The organism is Neisseria sp. Marseille-Q1983 (assembly GCF_018224585.1).
Lineage (GTDB): Bacteria > Pseudomonadota > Gammaproteobacteria > Burkholderiales > Neisseriaceae > Neisseria > Neisseria polysaccharea.
Genome location: NZ_JAGTUI010000047.1, coordinates 1 through 13,423, shown reverse-complemented (window position 1 = coordinate 13,423; position 13,423 = coordinate 1). Strand labels below are relative to the sequence as shown.

Here is a 13,423-nt window from a genome sequence, read left to right as displayed (position 1 = left end):
ATCCGACCCAGAGCTACACTGCATAAGGGATTTTCTATTGGTCTTTCAAAATGAAGTGGTCGTAGTGCTTATGACCGTCTTGCATCTCTCTGACAACAACTCCAACATTCAACATCTGGCCATCCAAATTTACGACAGTTTGATATTTATGTGCGGCCAAAATATCCGGTCGTTCTTTCCTGTCTTTGTACGATCCGATGTACTCCGCCTTCCGTAGTATGGCATCTAGCTTTGGTATTAACGCCAACTCTGCAGGATTGGTTTTTGCTGTCGCATGCTTAATCCCCTGCCAAGTAATTTGAATATCATGCCCGCTGCTTGCATTGCGGTAACTTTTGCCGACAAAGTTTTCCCGCGCGTACTGCATGGCGGCTTTGCGCAGTTCTTTGGTTTCGCTAAAGCTGCCCAGCCCGCTGCCGCTTATGCTGACAACGGCCTGCTTGGCGGCAGTTTCGCTTGTCTCTGCTTTGCCACTCCCACCGCTGCCGAACTGTCCGTTCTCCGCACGCGGATGCTTGGATTCGTCCCATTCGGCATCTTGGGCTGGTTCAGGCTTTGGGTCGGCGGGGGCTTCTCCTTCTTCCCCTTCGTCGTCATTCAGGCCGTCTGAAAAGCCGTCATCGGGCATTTCGGGCACATCTTCCACATCAATCCCGTTGTAGCCGCTGTCCGGTTCGCCCGCCAGCCGTCCGCGTACTTCCTCCGCAGATACCACACCCGCCTGAATGTAGGCCACGTCGCGGTCGGTGTCGGATTTGCGGATGGTGGAAAGCTCGGTTTCGCTCATCTGCTGCAAGGGCACAAAGTCGAACGTGATGTTGTCGTCCACTTTGCCGAACAGGTGCAGTTGCACCAGTTTGAGCAGCTTGTCCAACGGGTCGCGCAGCAGGTTTTCCTGCATGGCGCGGATGTGGTCGTAGTAAACGGCAATCTCGCCTTCTGTGCTGGCATTCAGGCCGCTGGGCGTGATGCCGAGCAGCTTCACCAGCGGCGTATGGCTGGGCGCGGCCATTTGCTCTTGGGATTGGGCAAGCAGCGCGTCCAAGCCGGACAGCGGGGTGTTGAACTGGAAAAACTCTTCTTCGTCTTTGCTCAACAGCATCAGGCCGCGATTGTCGCGCAAACGGTTGTACAGTTCGGCACGCAGCATGATGTTGGTGTCGCCGTCGTCGCTGCCGCTCAGTATCGCGCTCATGTCGGTTTTGATGCCGGACAAGGAGAAGCTGTGCAGCAGGTCGCTGACGGAATCCACGGTACGCAGCCAGCGTTCCACATAGGGCATCATAAGCTGGGTCATACTCACGCCGCCGAAGTTGTAGGCGGGCTTGAGCATATCCGGCACGGGGCGGGAAATCAGGGTAAACAGCCGGCTGGCGTGGATTTCCTGTGCCATCACATACCATGCCTTCGGCTTGTAGAAGTCGGGCAGGGTAGGGTCGATGGCGTTGTACGGCGCGGGGGTCGTCCACATCGGCTCGATGTTTACCAAGGCTTTCAGGCTGCCTTTGGCAATGGTTTTTTCGGTCAAAAGCAGCGGATTGGCGAGTTTGCCGTCGTGGTCTTTGATTTGCACCAGTATCTGGCCGCGCCCGAACAGGCCGTCTGTTTCAACGGCCTTGCGGAATACGTCGCGCACGTTCAGCCGCTCGTAGCATTCCTCAATCTGCCTGATGGCCTCGCTGTTGTCTTCTTCGCCTGCGGATTTGATTTCTATCCATTGGCGGGTCATTTCGTTGGCGGGGGTTTCGCTCACGCTGCGGTATTCGGAAATCTGTGCCAACTCGGCCAGGCGCGGATAGCCGATAAAGCCGGTGCCGAAAAAACAATCAGCCCCGAAGTTTCCCAAGGGGCTGCCGTCCATCGCTATGCCGTTCGGTTTTACGCCGTCCGGCAGTGCCGGGAAATCCAAGCTGTATGATGCAGGCTGCTTTTCAGGCAGCCTTTGCAGGGCGCGGCGCATGGCTTTGTCTGTGTGTTTTTTCTTTTTGCTCATAGTCCGCTCAATATCTTGGGGTTGATGTTCAGCCCGCCCTGTACGGGGGCGAATGCCATAACCAGCGCGTCGGCGCGGTTGGGACTGGGAATGCCGCGCTTTTTCATGTCTTTCTTGCTCTCCGCCTTCACGCGCCCGTTTTGGTCGTAATCCACCTGCGGACGGCTCAATTCGGCAGTCAGGTATTCCAATTCGTGCAGGCTGCTTGAAAGGCTGATAAGTTGGTCTTCGGGGTAACTGTCCCCGTGATGCACGGCGCGCCACGTCTTGTAGAAGCGGTCGCGCACCATCCACCAGGCCTGCGCCTTGATGTTGGCGAACATATCGCGGTTTTTCTTGTCGTCGGTGTATTTGGCATCAGGCTTGTACACCGCGCCGCCGGCATTGAAGCCGATTGTCTGCACCTTGCCGTTCTTGCGCCGGAACTGCGCCTTCACACCCGCGCCCACGCCGATGTTGTCGTACACGATGCGGTCGATGTCCTGCTCTTGGGCGTACAGGTACACCTTGTCGGCGGAATAAATCACATCCTGCCCGCGCCATTGCCGCATATCGGTGACGACCGAACCGTGCCGCAATACGGTGGCGTTGGCATCGTCGCCTTCGTCCGCCACGTCAAAACCGAGGATGCGACGGCCTGCGGCTGAGAAGCCCAGTTTCTCGTGCGCATCAATAGCGGCTTCAATCCAGCTTGGTTTGATAATCGCCAGTTCGCTATCAGCCACCGGCTCGCCCAGCCAGATATGACGGTAAAGGTCTTCGTCCCGCTCTTTGCATTCCAACATATCGGCCAAGAGCGGCGTATCGGCAAAATGCGGATTGATGTCGTAGTTGGCCTTTAAAACAATGCTGTCTTTTGGCGGGTGGACGATGAACCGCTGATAGGTGTCGTCCAAAATGTTTTTCGGGTTGAAGCTCACCCAGATTTCTGCGTTTTTGTCGCCACGGATGGACGGTATCAGCACATCCCATGAATTTTTCGTTACCGCTTCGGCTTCTTCCACCCAACACACGCCGACGCCCTGAATCGATTTGATTTTGGTTACGTTGTTCTTGATGCCATAAAACACGAACTTCGCGCCCGTGCCTTTATGGGTGATGGTGGATTTCAGAATATCGAACTCTTCCGTATAGCCCAGCCGTTCGATGGTCTCAATCAATAGCTGATACACCGAATCATCCAGCGAGCCTTGAAACTCACGGGCGCACAGAATGACCGTGCCGATGCGGCGCGACACTTCCACTGCCAATTCCGCCAAGAAATACGATTTCCCGCTGCCACGCCCGCCGTACAGCACCTTGTAACGCGCCTTGCGGATAAGCGGCTTGAAATATGGATTGGCCATAGGGTTACTTGAAAATATCTTCCAGCGAGCGGGTCTCTACCTTCACGCGCATATCGGTATCCAGTTCCAGCTTCTCGCCATACTTCTTCGGCGCGAGCTTGGCTGCTTTCCATTTGCGGGCGTCGATTTGCAGCTTGGCTTTCGCCACTTCACCTGATTCAGGAGCGACGAAATCGGCAATATCAATAATCTCGTCAGCAAAACCGTCCGCCTGTTCCTCGCGCGCACGCGCGTATTGCTCCTGAAAATCTTGATGCTCCACCAACCAGCGGTGCACCGTTCCGCCCGCCGGCATATCCGCAGATGCGCAAATCGCCCGTAAGCTCATGCCACGGGCGATCAGTTCGCAGATTTTATCTGCCGTTTCTTGATTGTATGTTGTCGGACGCCCGATGGGGCGTTTCTTACCGCTCATATCGAACCTCCGGAAAAAATCCCCGCACCAATCAGGCGCGGGGCTAGAACCACGACATTAGGAAACTGAGGCGCGACCCTCTATTGGATGGGAGCGTCCGCAATCCTCTCCCCTCAGCGTGAAACCACGCCCCTACAGCCTTTGCCGAACACCTTCAAACGGCAAACGCCCATAGAAACCCGAAACCGGCCAGAGAACCCTCCAACCCAAAATTTCAGACGGCCTGAAAACGCAAAAACCGCCCAATAAAGGCGGTTTACATAGCTATTTCCAAACTATAGCATAATTGTACCTAAAACCTCCGCTTTGTCAATAATGCGGCATGATTCGAACTCGTCTTGTAATTTCAATATGGCCGCCGTCTCTAATGCTGCTACCACCCTCTTTATTTTTTCACGCTGCCGGTACAAATAACCGTTTGATATGTCGTATTTGTCCATAATGGCGTTTTTTTTGGGAAGCCCCGTAAACAGGTTGGATAAAATCGCGTCGCATATCAGCAGGTTCACGCCCTTGTTCTGTTCTTCGATATAGGCGGTAATATCAACGATTCCGCTCAAATCGGCACTGTATTTGCACTCTACCGCCGCCAGCTCGTAGCGGTTCAGCACGCGCTCGATACGGCTGATAATCATCGCCGCGTTTGCGTGTGTTTCCGCCTGCGTCAAATTGCCGCCGCCGCGGCTCACGCCCTTATCCTCCACCCAGCGGCAAATTTGTGCGGTGTTGTTCAACGGCTCCATCCGTACGCCGCGTATTTTATAGACTTCGCGCAATGCCTCTTCAACGGTTCTATACATCAAAACTCCCAAACGATTCCAAACTCTATTGCCGCCCACGATTGCAGTTGGTTTTGATAATCTGTCATCTCAGCCGTATTAAGCGTTGTCGTGCTTATCGGCATTTTGACTTCCGTGCCGTCCGGCATGGATTTGACATCAAAGCCCAGCAACAGGCCTTTGCAATATTCGTGCCACGTTTCCGCACTGTATCGCCTGCCGCCCGCCCATGCTTTGTCTGCCAGTTCGCCGTAGATTTTCCATAATCGGCGGTTTTGTTCGACGCTTCGCTTAGATTTGCGCGGGCGGATTGTGATTTCAAGATTGCCATTCTCGAACCACCCGTTCAGGTTGTCCCAAATAGACCGCATGACTTCCTTTTTGTTTTCGGGCGTCAGTGTAAATTTCGCTTCGTTCACTTCAGTAATTAATCCTGAAACTTTTGGCAAACCAAATAACAAAAACCAATACTCCGATGACTATCCCAAGTAAAACCAAAAATATTGCTAAAATCCAACTCATTTCAAACGTCCTTTCACGCTGACAATCCCCAATTCTTCAAGGCGGCGTATCGTGCGAAATTGCGACCGGCGCATATAAAACTCTTTGTCTTCGCGGCTCAAATGCCCGCTTCTGCCGTCGATCACGTCGTGGCAGGAGCTACACCCAAAACCCGCGCTCAAGTCGTCGCTCTTCAATCCCATCCCGTGCGTTTCGCTGGGGAAGTGGCACAGCACGACCGTTTCAGGGTTGTAATTGCACACGCCTGCGATATTCAGCGTGCATTGTTCGCCTTTGGCCGCTTTGCGTATCGCGCTCATAACCAAACCTTGCCAAGGTAAGCAAGAATCATCAACGCCCACCAAGTCAGCAGAAAAGCTGCCAAATACAAGTACGGGTAATTTATTTTCAAAATGGTTTTGGCTTTATCTTTATCCTCATCCACCTTTCTGTATATGAGCGTAAGCCCATTATTCCCATAGGCTTTTATCAGATAGTACGCGAAGCAGATCATTTTGAAGGCGATATGCAAAAACACCAAAGCCGATACAAAAAACATTAATTCAAGCACTCTTCCAACTCCTCTATCTCCACCGCCAAACCGCCGCCTGCTACCGGTTCGCTGCCATATTCCGCGACAATGCGCCGCACCTGCCTGTCGTTGTGATAGGCAATGCCTTGAAGCGCGTCCAGCGTAACCTTCAGAGCGTTATCCAAATCGATGACGGTTTTGTTTGCGCTGCCGTCTTTGTTTGCTTTGGGAATCAGCCGCAGGCACACCGCCACACTGCCTTCAGACGGCATCACGCCCGCTTCTTGCGCGATACGGCGGACGACGGACTTATACGCCGTCGCTTCCGCGCTCCTGACTGCCCTGTTGCGCCAAATCCGCCAATAGCGGTTTGCCGATACCGGATAGGGCAGTTTCAGCCTTACCATGCGCCCAGCCTTTGCGGGGTATCACCCGTCCACAAGCTAAAACTTAGAATCGGGCAGGCTTCACGGGCGGCTTTGATGCTTTCAAAAAGATTGATAACTGCGCGGGCTTCTTCTTGCACCCTAATCGCTGCCGCCAGCGCGTCGGCGGCTTCCTCTGCCGCGCGTTTTTCCGCGCGCTTTCTGCGGATTTCCTTGTTTTGGCAGGTTTTGCACGTCGAGCAATAATAGTTTTTCCCATCCCTGCGCTTGGCGATGTTAAACCCCGCCGCCAACGGCTTGGTTTCGCCACAGGTCTTGCAGGTGCGCATTTCTTCCGCCATTTTGATTTTTCCTTTTGTTTTAGGTTTTTAGTATCCGAAGCCGCCGTCGAAGCCGTCTTCGTCGTCGCCGCGCTTGCGGCGCAAAACCGCATCGGCGGCTTCTACCAACAGCCATACCGCCAAAGTCGCCGCACCGCCGAACGACAGCGCGATGATGATTTTCAACAGGGTATCCATTGTTTTATTTCCTTTCGGGGTTTGGGGTGTTTTCAGACGGCATCGGGCTTTCAGACGGCATTTTCTTCAACAGGTCTTTGACGCAGGCAAGTGCCCAGCTGATATTGTCTTCCGTGCAATCTGTGGCGGCATACAAAATCGCGTTCATCGCGGCGTGGGTGTCCATGTCGAAGTCAGTAAGGCACAACTTTTCGTACATTTCGCAGTACTTTTTGTCTTTCAATTTCTTGAACTTCGGCGCATCGTCGCGCTGCCGCTCCAAGTACCAAATCGCCTTTTCCAAATCTTCGCAGCCGCCTTTCTCTTTGTGCCGCCAAATGTATTTGAAGGCGTTGCCGAGGTTGAAATTGAGGTACTGCGTAAACTCAATGCACTCATGGGCGTGTTGCCGGTAGTGGCTTGGATTGATGTTGTCGGTCATTTTTTTATTTCCTTCCGGTTGGATTTGAATCAGAGAGCGGCTCTCCAAATGTTTGCCGCCGCTTTCTCATTGCCGCTTCAGATGCCGTCTGAAACGCGCCGGTAACACATGGATTTGTCCGTGGGTAGTAGGTCGCTTTTTCCATCTCGTTCCGCGCTTCCGCGCTTTCGCGCATTTCGCAAAACCGCGCATCGGCGTGTCCAAGTTGGTTTTAAAATCCGCGTGTTTGCAGCGGAAGCAGGTTTCACGCATTTACCGGTCTCCTGCACTAGACACTGTACGGGTCATATTCATCACGTTTCGGGGCTTGCCAAGTCAAATCAGGCTCTTCCTCAAACTTCATAAATTGCCCTTTCCAGCCGCAAACCACCGTTCCCATTTCGCCGTCCCGGTTTTTAGCGATAATCAGCTCGGCAATACCCGGATTCTCGTTTCTGTCGTAGTAGCTTTCGCGGTGCGGCATAATGATGATGTTTGCGTCTTGCTCGACGCTGCCGCTGCCGCGTATGTCTGCCATTTTTGGGCGTTTATCAGCCTGTTTTGTATTCCACCTGTTCAACTGGGCCACCAAGACGACGGGGATATTCAGCTCTACCGCCAAGTTTTTCAGATGGCGCGATATATTCCCTAGCTCTGTCACTTCGTCCTTCCCTGCCCTTGGCATGATGTGCAGATGATCGACAACCAACAAATCCAAGCCGGTTGTGAGTTTTTTCTCTTTTGCCAAAAAGCAAAGCTCGTCAACGTTGAGCAGGTCGCAGTTCACGTCAAACTTCCAGTTATTCACTTGGCTGACGTAAATCGGCATATTGGCGTAATCGCTTTCCGTCAGATTGCCGGTTTTCAGGTTCTGCATAGGGATATTGCATTCCGCCGCCATGCCGCGCCTTGCCAGCTCTACCGCGCTCATTTCGTAGCTTTGGAAATGAACCGCCTTGCCTTGCTTCAGCGCGAATCGCGCAATGTTTTCCGCCAAAACCGTTTTACCCATAGACGGACGCGCTGCAATCACAATCAAGTTCCCATCAGGCAAGCCGCCGGTCATCTCGTCCAACTTCATCAAGCCGGTAGGCAATCCGAAACGCACACCGTCAAGCCTTTTGTCTAAATCGCCAATCAAATCTTCAACGGTTTCGGTAAAGCTCTTGGTTTCACGCTTTACTGCGTCTTTGCCGACTGCCGCCAATTCATCCGCCGCCTTAGACAGCTTTTCTGCGACCGTCCCGCCGTCTTTGGAAACCGCGATTTTTTCAATCGCTGCCGAAACCTTCAGCAAACCACGCTCGACAAACCTGTCGTTCACAATCTCAACGTACCGGCTGATATTCTTCGCGCTTGGGGTGTTTTGGTTCAGGTCTATCAGGTAAGCCAAGCCGCCCGTGTTTTCTGCCTCCCCTCTTGCTTCCAGCTTGTCGTTCAGCGTGATGATGTCGATAGGCTCATTAGCCGCCGCCATATCCAGCAACGCGCGGAAAATAATTCTGTGTTGCGCCTGGTAGAACTTTTCAGGGGTCAGGATTGCGCACCGCGTAATGGCCGTCGGTTCAATCAAGATGCCGCCCAAAATGTTCTGTTCCGCCTCCACGCTAGCCAGTGATTGGACGGCTTCCATTTCCTCGATTTGGTTCATGCTCTTCCCCTTGCTGCCTAGTTCGTTTTAGGCGGATGCCATTCAAGAATTTTGACGAAATTGCCCGCCTTGAAAATCCAATCGAAGTTGACCGCGAAGCCTGTTTGGTTCTCGCCCATCCAAAACGGATTCATCGCCACTTTCCGGAAGAAACCGGCAAACCAAGCCAAACCGGTTTCCTTGTCCCCAAACCTCACTTTGCCGTTTGGTGCCGCCGTTCCCAGCATCTCGCACCAGCGATTGACAATCGCCCGTTTGCGCGTGTCGTTCAGGACTTGAACACTTGGCAGGCGGCCGCCTAAAACTTCGTTGTACAGATCAGCGATTTCCTGAAGCGGCACACCGTCGGATTTTCGGCGGCGCGGAACATTCGCATTTTTCGGTTTTCCCGAAAGGCTGCCGTTGCCGTTGCTGTCGCTTTTGGTCTTCAGCGAAGTTGGTTCATCGCTTCCCCGCTCACACGTTTCCGCGTCAGCGGAAACAAACGCGTCAGCGTTCAAACCGCCTTTGCCGTTTTCGGCGTTTGGGGGTAAGGGGGTATATACTGCTAAATCTTCTGTTAAATCTTCTGTTCTTATAACGGCTGTTGATTCCTCACTCCCCGAATGTTGATTTTGAAGTTCGGGGCTGTTGATATTGCATTTCGGGGCTGTTGATTCCTCACTCCCCGAATGTTGCAACATCAAATCATCAAAAGCGTCTAAATTCAGTTTGTAGTAAATGCGGTGTTCAATTCGTTTTTCAGTCTCAATCAATACGCCGCGTTCTCTCAGCTTTGCCCGTGCCGTTCTTTGTTCCTGAACGGATAGCCCGGTTTCAATTTCAATTTCTTCCGCTGTTCGGTAAATGCCTAATTCATACTGCGTCTTATCGTTCCAGTAGAAGAAATGCCCGAATAATATTGCCGCATTTACACCGCCCAAAGGCTTTGCCAATTTCGGGTAATACGCGATTGGTCTGCCTGCCACTCTCAAACCTTCAGACGGCTTCATCATCAACCCCTCTCACTTCTTCGACCCACCTGTCCAACGCTTCCCGTGCCTTGCCCACGTCTTCTGCCTGCATATAAGCCAACACCAGCAAGCGGGCTTCGTGTATTCTTCGTTCCCGGCTCATGGTTCGATTCCTGACCTTGCGATTGAGTAATGGGCAACGGGATTTTTACAGTTGCCGACCTTGAATTTAGGCTTGTTGAAAACAAAGCCCCTGCTTTCCAAGTCGGTTATTCGTGCCGCAAGCTGCGTTATCTTCAGATTCTGATAAGCCTCAAGGGATGTGATGTATCCCTTGTTACGGATGTAATCGACAATTTGTTTGCATTGGGTCTTTTTATCGTTCATAATCTCAACTCCTTCAACGTGGCTAGAACAGCCACATTTCACCCGTCATCCCCGACGGGCTTTTTTATTTGGGTTGGTCGTCTGCTAATTCCGGCCAGATTAAATGCCAGTTATCAGGAAACATTTCTTTTCGTGTTACCCTTCCGTTTGTTGACTTTTCAATCAACGCCGCCGACTGAATTGGGACAGGCTTCAATCCTTTAGCAATCTGATGGATAAAAGACGGGGAAATCCCTGTTTTCCGTGCTAAATCAGACTGATTACCGCGTATTGCGCAATAATCTCTTAAATTCATTCCGACCTCTGTTAAATCAATTTAGCGTGAGTATAGCATAGCTAAATATAAAATAGTAGCATTGATAAATATAGCTATGCTTTATATTTATATTCATTTGACGGAGGGATGACATGAACCGAGTAGATAGAATTAAAAATCTGATAGCTGGCAGGTTTAACGGCAATCAAGCTGAGTTTTCTCGGGCAATCAACAAGGCGCCGGCACAAATAAACCAATGGCTTAATGGATACAGGAATATTGGGGACGGCGTAGCCGCACAAATTGAAACCGCGCTTGGATTGCCGCGCGGATGGATGGATGGAAAAGATGATCCGGGCCCCCCGACCATGCCGCTCATCAACCCAGACCTACCCCACGAAGTCAAAGACATCCACCGCCCGATGACGTGGAGCAGCAACGACCCGCTGCCCGACGATGATTATATTTTCGTCCCCTACCTCAAAGAGAGCTGCTTCAAAGGCGGGGCAGGCGCGTTTGAGATTCCCGATTACAACGGCTACCGCCTGCCGTTCGGCAAATCCACGCTCAAACGCAAAGGCATCAATCCCGACAACGTGTTTTGCTGCACCCTGACCGGCGACAGCATGGAGGAAAAAATCGCAGAAGACGCGGCAATCGCCGTAGATACGGGCGAAACCACTATACGGGACGGTAAAATATATGCTTTCGCGCAAGACGGGATGTTCCGCGTGAAGTACCTGATACGGCAGCCCGGCAACAGCGTGCTGATACGCAGCCACAACAGCGGCTTCTATCCCGACGAAACCGCCCCTTTAGACAGCCTGACCGTTATCGGCAGGGTATTTTGGTGGAGCGTGCTGGATTGACAAATTCCTCCCGGGAAATATCAAAAAGTCAGATTTATAGATTTACACAAAGTGTAAATTTCATAGGATAAAGAAAAGAAATGTTGCAGATACAGACAATAATGGATCGTGCGGAGCAAGGTATTACCTCGCCGTTCATCTGTATGGCGGAGAATGGTCTGGAATATTTCGTTAAAGGGCTGCACGCCACCCGTGCAAGCCAAATAAACGAATGGATAGGCGGAAACATGGCGCAGGCTTTAGGCTTGCCCGTTGCTCCGTTTGAGCTGTTGGAAGTCGGAGAAGAGCTGTACGAAGAATTGCCCGCAAAGATGAAAGAAATCGGCAAAGGCATCTGTTTCGGCTCACTGGCACAAAAAGGCTGTGCGTTACTGGAGCCTGCGGACATCCCGCGAATCGATACAGTCATGCAGCGGCAAATCGCCGCTTTCGATTGGTTTGTCCGTAATGAAGACAGAACAGTCGGCAACCCTAACCTTTTGTATAGAAATTGCAACAATTCCTTGATTGTTATTGATCATAACTGCGCCTTCGACACCGGCTTCAATCCAAATAACTTTCTGCAAAATCATATTTTCTCATCGGCATTTAGACAGATTTTGGAAGACTGGGTGCTTCGGGAAGAGATGGAATTATGGCTGAAAAGCGCATTGCCCGCCTACAGAAAAGCGTGGGATAATCTGCCGCCGGAGTGGGCATGGGCAAACGAAGAGTGCGACCTGCCCGCCGCCTATAACCGCAGCCACACCGACGAGACTGTCCGACGCATCGATAACGGAACACTTTGGAGTATCTCATGAACCAATATGCTATGCGTTTTGCCGTCATACGGTTTATGCCCTATGTCCAAACGCGCGAATTTGCCAACATCGGCATCATCATAACCCATCCCAAAAGCGGCTACTTCGACTTTAAAATCGAACAGCGTTACAGCAGATTGAGCCGTTTTTTCCGCCACTTCGATTCGTCCGTCTATAAAGCGGCGACCCGTGCCTTTGCAGAAGAATTACAGCGGATTGGGAAATTGGCGGCATACTCCACGCCCGATCAGATACGCGCCATGCTCGACCATTTGACCCGCCCGAGGGAAGCCCTGATTATGGCTGCCCAACCGGGTGTAACTGTTGCCGCCGACAGGGAGCAGGAACTGAACCGTCTGTTTGATTATTATGTCGCCCACAGCTTCGCCAAAAACCAACCCGAAGCAGAACTTACCCGACAAATACAGGCAATGTTAAAGCCGCTTCAGACGGCATACCCCTTCAAAGAAAGCACAATTGGCGATCCGTCAGGCTTTCACGCCTCCATCCCCTTGGTGCAAAAGGCGGAAAACGGCGAAATACGGAAAATCATCAAGCCTATATATTTCGGACAGAAAGACCCTGCCGACATCTATTACAAGTCTGATAAGTGGATTGCCAGCATAAAACGGTTGCGGCGCGGCGGATACATCGACCGCTCTGAAATATTGTTTGCCTACGAACCGCCGGAGCGTCCCGACAAGGCACAAGAAAAGGCATTGCTTGACGTATTGGGCGACCTGAAGGAACAGAGCATACAGCTTGCCGATAACCGAAACGACGGCAAAATCATCAGAAACTTTGCCTGCGGCTAACAGCCCTCAAGACCGCCCGCATTATGCGGGCTTTTTCACGCCCTGCCGAACCTGAAAACAACACAAAACTGACAAAGCCGCCTTAATAGGCGGTTTTTTGTGCCTGCGAAATCTCAAAAATAAATTCTTTTAATAATCAAAAATATAGCAAAGTATAGCAAAATAAGTATAGCTTTGCTATTGATTTATTATTTAGCTTTGCTATACTACACCCATCGAAACAAACAACCCTTTAGAAAACAAACCGCCCGAAAGCTATATCTGCCAAGACGGGGATAGCACAAAGCGATGAAGTATAGCACTTCAAAGTGGGGCAACGGCACGGCGAAACAGTGAATGCTACGGGCGGTTTTCTCAAACGGAAAGGATGAAGTAAATGGGCATTATCGGTTACAGCAGCCCCGATTGGGGAATGGAAAGATATTACGCACAAGAAAACATGAAGCAGCTTTTGGACGATTGGAAAGAGGAAAACCGAAGCCTGCACGAATCTGAGTTGCTTGAGATTGCTAAGAAATCGGCACGAGAATTTATAAGAGATGCGGATGGAGAATCTTACGCCCAAGAAGATTGGGAAACCTATCTCTCAGAAGATGCCCGTAGTGTCGATAAGGATACCGAGGAAGCGATGAATTACGCCATAGACGAGCGGGAATGGTTCACGCTGGCGGAATATATAGACAGTTTGGCTAATGCCTGATAGCAGCCGCGCCGTCAGTCGGAGAGTGGGCGCGGCGGCGGTTTTTCAAAATTTTAGCCGCAGATAACCCCGACAGCGTGCGGTTTGTACACATCCTTTACAGACGCGGCACGCAATTTGAA

General features: G+C 51.6%; 20 protein-coding genes and 1 pseudogene. 4 read left to right on the top strand and 17 right to left on the bottom strand.

The window, feature by feature from the left end:
- Positions 1-34: 34 nt before the first annotated feature.
- The 17 genes and pseudogenes from KEM39_RS09570 to KEM39_RS09490 all read right to left on the bottom strand — a co-directional run bounded on the left by KEM39_RS09570 (position 35) and on the right by KEM39_RS09490 (position 10,156).
- Positions 35-1,993: an anti-CBASS protein Acb1 family protein gene (locus tag KEM39_RS09570; protein WP_211709919.1), complete on the bottom strand. Its 1,959-nt coding sequence runs from the start codon at positions 1,991-1,993 to the stop codon at positions 35-37.
- Positions 1,990-3,339, bottom strand: a complete 1,350-nt coding sequence (locus KEM39_RS09565; RefSeq protein ID WP_211709918.1) for a PBSX family phage terminase large subunit — start codon at positions 3,337-3,339, stop codon at positions 1,990-1,992. The genes KEM39_RS09570 and KEM39_RS09565 overlap by 4 nt, the downstream gene beginning before the upstream one ends.
- A gap of 4 nt (positions 3,340-3,343) precedes the next feature.
- Positions 3,344-3,754, bottom strand: coding sequence for a hypothetical protein (locus KEM39_RS09560; RefSeq protein ID WP_211709917.1), 411 nt, complete (start codon positions 3,752-3,754; stop codon positions 3,344-3,346).
- Positions 3,755-4,029: 275 nt separating this feature from the next.
- Complete coding sequence (locus tag KEM39_RS09555) at positions 4,030-4,554, bottom strand: hypothetical protein (protein WP_211709915.1); 525 nt, start codon at positions 4,552-4,554, stop codon at positions 4,030-4,032.
- Positions 4,554-4,952, bottom strand: a complete 399-nt coding sequence (locus KEM39_RS09550) for a recombination protein NinB (protein ID WP_211709913.1) — start codon at positions 4,950-4,952, stop codon at positions 4,554-4,556. The genes KEM39_RS09555 and KEM39_RS09550 overlap by 1 nt, the downstream gene beginning before the upstream one ends.
- 99 nt (positions 4,953-5,051) lie before the next feature.
- Complete coding sequence (locus KEM39_RS09545; protein ID WP_196428099.1) at positions 5,052-5,354, bottom strand: DUF1364 domain-containing protein; 303 nt, start codon at positions 5,352-5,354, stop codon at positions 5,052-5,054.
- On the bottom strand, positions 5,351-5,605 hold the full coding sequence (locus KEM39_RS09540) for a hypothetical protein (RefSeq protein WP_211709910.1): 255 nt from the start codon (positions 5,603-5,605) through the stop codon (positions 5,351-5,353). The genes KEM39_RS09545 and KEM39_RS09540 overlap by 4 nt, the downstream gene beginning before the upstream one ends.
- Positions 5,593-5,973 carry a RusA family crossover junction endodeoxyribonuclease gene (locus tag KEM39_RS09535; protein ID WP_211709909.1) on the bottom strand — a complete coding sequence of 127 codons (381 nt, stop codon included), beginning with the start codon at positions 5,971-5,973 and terminating at the stop codon, positions 5,593-5,595. Before KEM39_RS09535 ends, KEM39_RS09540 begins: the two co-directional genes overlap by 13 nt.
- On the bottom strand, positions 5,967-6,293 hold the full coding sequence (locus KEM39_RS09530) for a hypothetical protein (RefSeq protein WP_211709907.1): 327 nt from the start codon (positions 6,291-6,293) through the stop codon (positions 5,967-5,969). The genes KEM39_RS09535 and KEM39_RS09530 overlap by 7 nt, the downstream gene beginning before the upstream one ends.
- A gap of 27 nt (positions 6,294-6,320) precedes the next feature.
- Positions 6,321-6,470: a hypothetical protein gene (locus KEM39_RS09525; RefSeq protein ID WP_211709905.1), complete on the bottom strand. Its 150-nt coding sequence runs from the start codon at positions 6,468-6,470 to the stop codon at positions 6,321-6,323.
- A gap of 4 nt (positions 6,471-6,474) precedes the next feature.
- Positions 6,475-6,891 carry a DUF3310 domain-containing protein gene (locus KEM39_RS09520; RefSeq protein ID WP_211709903.1) on the bottom strand — a complete coding sequence of 139 codons (417 nt, stop codon included), beginning with the start codon at positions 6,889-6,891 and terminating at the stop codon, positions 6,475-6,477.
- 4 nt (positions 6,892-6,895) lie between these two features.
- Positions 6,896-7,143 (bottom strand): annotated as a pseudogene (locus KEM39_RS09515) (hypothetical protein).
- Positions 7,144-7,159: 16 nt separating this feature from the next.
- Positions 7,160-8,521 carry a DnaB-like helicase C-terminal domain-containing protein gene (locus KEM39_RS09510; RefSeq protein WP_211709901.1) on the bottom strand — a complete coding sequence of 454 codons (1,362 nt, stop codon included), beginning with the start codon at positions 8,519-8,521 and terminating at the stop codon, positions 7,160-7,162.
- 17 nt (positions 8,522-8,538) lie between these two features.
- Positions 8,539-9,516 (bottom strand): hypothetical protein, encoded by a 978-nt coding sequence (locus tag KEM39_RS09505; protein WP_211709899.1) that lies wholly within the window; start codon positions 9,514-9,516, stop codon positions 8,539-8,541.
- Entirely contained in the window at positions 9,500-9,637 is a 138-nt protein-coding gene (locus tag KEM39_RS09500) for a hypothetical protein (RefSeq protein WP_211709897.1), read from the bottom strand. Before KEM39_RS09500 ends, KEM39_RS09505 begins: the two co-directional genes overlap by 17 nt.
- Positions 9,634-9,861: a helix-turn-helix domain-containing protein gene (locus KEM39_RS09495; protein ID WP_211709895.1), complete on the bottom strand. Its 228-nt coding sequence runs from the start codon at positions 9,859-9,861 to the stop codon at positions 9,634-9,636. The genes KEM39_RS09500 and KEM39_RS09495 overlap by 4 nt, the downstream gene beginning before the upstream one ends.
- A 64-nt stretch (positions 9,862-9,925) precedes the next feature.
- Positions 9,926-10,156, bottom strand: coding sequence for a YdaS family helix-turn-helix protein (locus KEM39_RS09490; RefSeq protein ID WP_211709893.1), 231 nt, complete (start codon positions 10,154-10,156; stop codon positions 9,926-9,928).
- A gap of 113 nt (positions 10,157-10,269) precedes the next feature.
- Between KEM39_RS09490 and KEM39_RS09485 the strand changes: the two genes are divergently transcribed.
- The 4 genes from KEM39_RS09485 (at position 10,270) to KEM39_RS09470 (ending at position 13,301) form a co-directional block, all read left to right on the top strand.
- The gene (locus KEM39_RS09485; RefSeq protein WP_211709891.1) at positions 10,270-10,986 is read left to right on the top strand and encodes a S24 family peptidase; all 717 of its coding nucleotides are present in this window, start codon (positions 10,270-10,272) and stop codon (positions 10,984-10,986) included.
- A 101-nt stretch (positions 10,987-11,087) separates the two neighbouring features.
- Complete coding sequence (locus KEM39_RS09480; RefSeq protein ID WP_211709889.1) at positions 11,088-11,786, top strand: HipA family kinase; 699 nt, start codon at positions 11,088-11,090, stop codon at positions 11,784-11,786.
- Positions 11,783-12,601 carry a DUF3037 domain-containing protein gene (locus KEM39_RS09475; RefSeq protein ID WP_211709887.1) on the top strand — a complete coding sequence of 273 codons (819 nt, stop codon included), beginning with the start codon at positions 11,783-11,785 and terminating at the stop codon, positions 12,599-12,601. Before KEM39_RS09480 ends, KEM39_RS09475 begins: the two co-directional genes overlap by 4 nt.
- 376 nt (positions 12,602-12,977) lie before the next feature.
- Positions 12,978-13,301, top strand: a complete 324-nt coding sequence (locus KEM39_RS09470; RefSeq protein ID WP_211709885.1) for a hypothetical protein — start codon at positions 12,978-12,980, stop codon at positions 13,299-13,301.
- Positions 13,302-13,423: the final 122 nt, after the last annotated feature.

Bases quoted from the DNA above. Each gene is read 5' to 3' on its own strand.
- KEM39_RS09525 (WP_211709905.1), bottom strand. From the start codon at position 6,470: ATGGATACCCTGTTGAAAATCATCATCGCGCTGTCGTTCGGCGGTGCG.
- KEM39_RS09570 (WP_211709919.1), bottom strand. From the start codon at position 1,993: ATGAGCAAAAAGAAAAAACACACAGACAAAGCCATGCGCCGCGCCCTG.
- KEM39_RS09565 (WP_211709918.1), bottom strand. From the start codon at position 3,339: ATGGCCAATCCATATTTCAAGCCGCTTATCCGCAAGGCGCGTTACAAG.
- KEM39_RS09520 (WP_211709903.1), bottom strand. From the start codon at position 6,891: ATGACCGACAACATCAATCCAAGCCACTACCGGCAACACGCCCATGAG.
- KEM39_RS09490 (WP_211709893.1), bottom strand. From the start codon at position 10,156: ATGAATTTAAGAGATTATTGCGCAATACGCGGTAATCAGTCTGATTTA.
- KEM39_RS09530 (WP_211709907.1), bottom strand. From the start codon at position 6,293: ATGGCGGAAGAAATGCGCACCTGCAAGACCTGTGGCGAAACCAAGCCG.
- KEM39_RS09555 (WP_211709915.1), bottom strand. From the start codon at position 4,554: ATGTATAGAACCGTTGAAGAGGCATTGCGCGAAGTCTATAAAATACGC.
- KEM39_RS09510 (WP_211709901.1), bottom strand. From the start codon at position 8,521: ATGAACCAAATCGAGGAAATGGAAGCCGTCCAATCACTGGCTAGCGTG.
- KEM39_RS09495 (WP_211709895.1), bottom strand. From the start codon at position 9,861: ATGAACGATAAAAAGACCCAATGCAAACAAATTGTCGATTACATCCGT.
- KEM39_RS09480 (WP_211709889.1), top strand. From the start codon at position 11,088: ATGGATCGTGCGGAGCAAGGTATTACCTCGCCGTTCATCTGTATGGCG.
- KEM39_RS09560 (WP_211709917.1), bottom strand. From the start codon at position 3,754: ATGAGCGGTAAGAAACGCCCCATCGGGCGTCCGACAACATACAATCAA.
- KEM39_RS09500 (WP_211709897.1), bottom strand. From the start codon at position 9,637: ATGAGCCGGGAACGAAGAATACACGAAGCCCGCTTGCTGGTGTTGGCT.
- KEM39_RS09485 (WP_211709891.1), top strand. From the start codon at position 10,270: ATGAACCGAGTAGATAGAATTAAAAATCTGATAGCTGGCAGGTTTAAC.
- KEM39_RS09535 (WP_211709909.1), bottom strand. From the start codon at position 5,973: ATGGTAAGGCTGAAACTGCCCTATCCGGTATCGGCAAACCGCTATTGG.
- KEM39_RS09545 (WP_196428099.1), bottom strand. From the start codon at position 5,354: ATGAGCGCGATACGCAAAGCGGCCAAAGGCGAACAATGCACGCTGAAT.
- KEM39_RS09470 (WP_211709885.1), top strand. From the start codon at position 12,978: ATGGGCATTATCGGTTACAGCAGCCCCGATTGGGGAATGGAAAGATAT.
- KEM39_RS09475 (WP_211709887.1), top strand. From the start codon at position 11,783: ATGAACCAATATGCTATGCGTTTTGCCGTCATACGGTTTATGCCCTAT.
- KEM39_RS09505 (WP_211709899.1), bottom strand. From the start codon at position 9,516: ATGATGAAGCCGTCTGAAGGTTTGAGAGTGGCAGGCAGACCAATCGCG.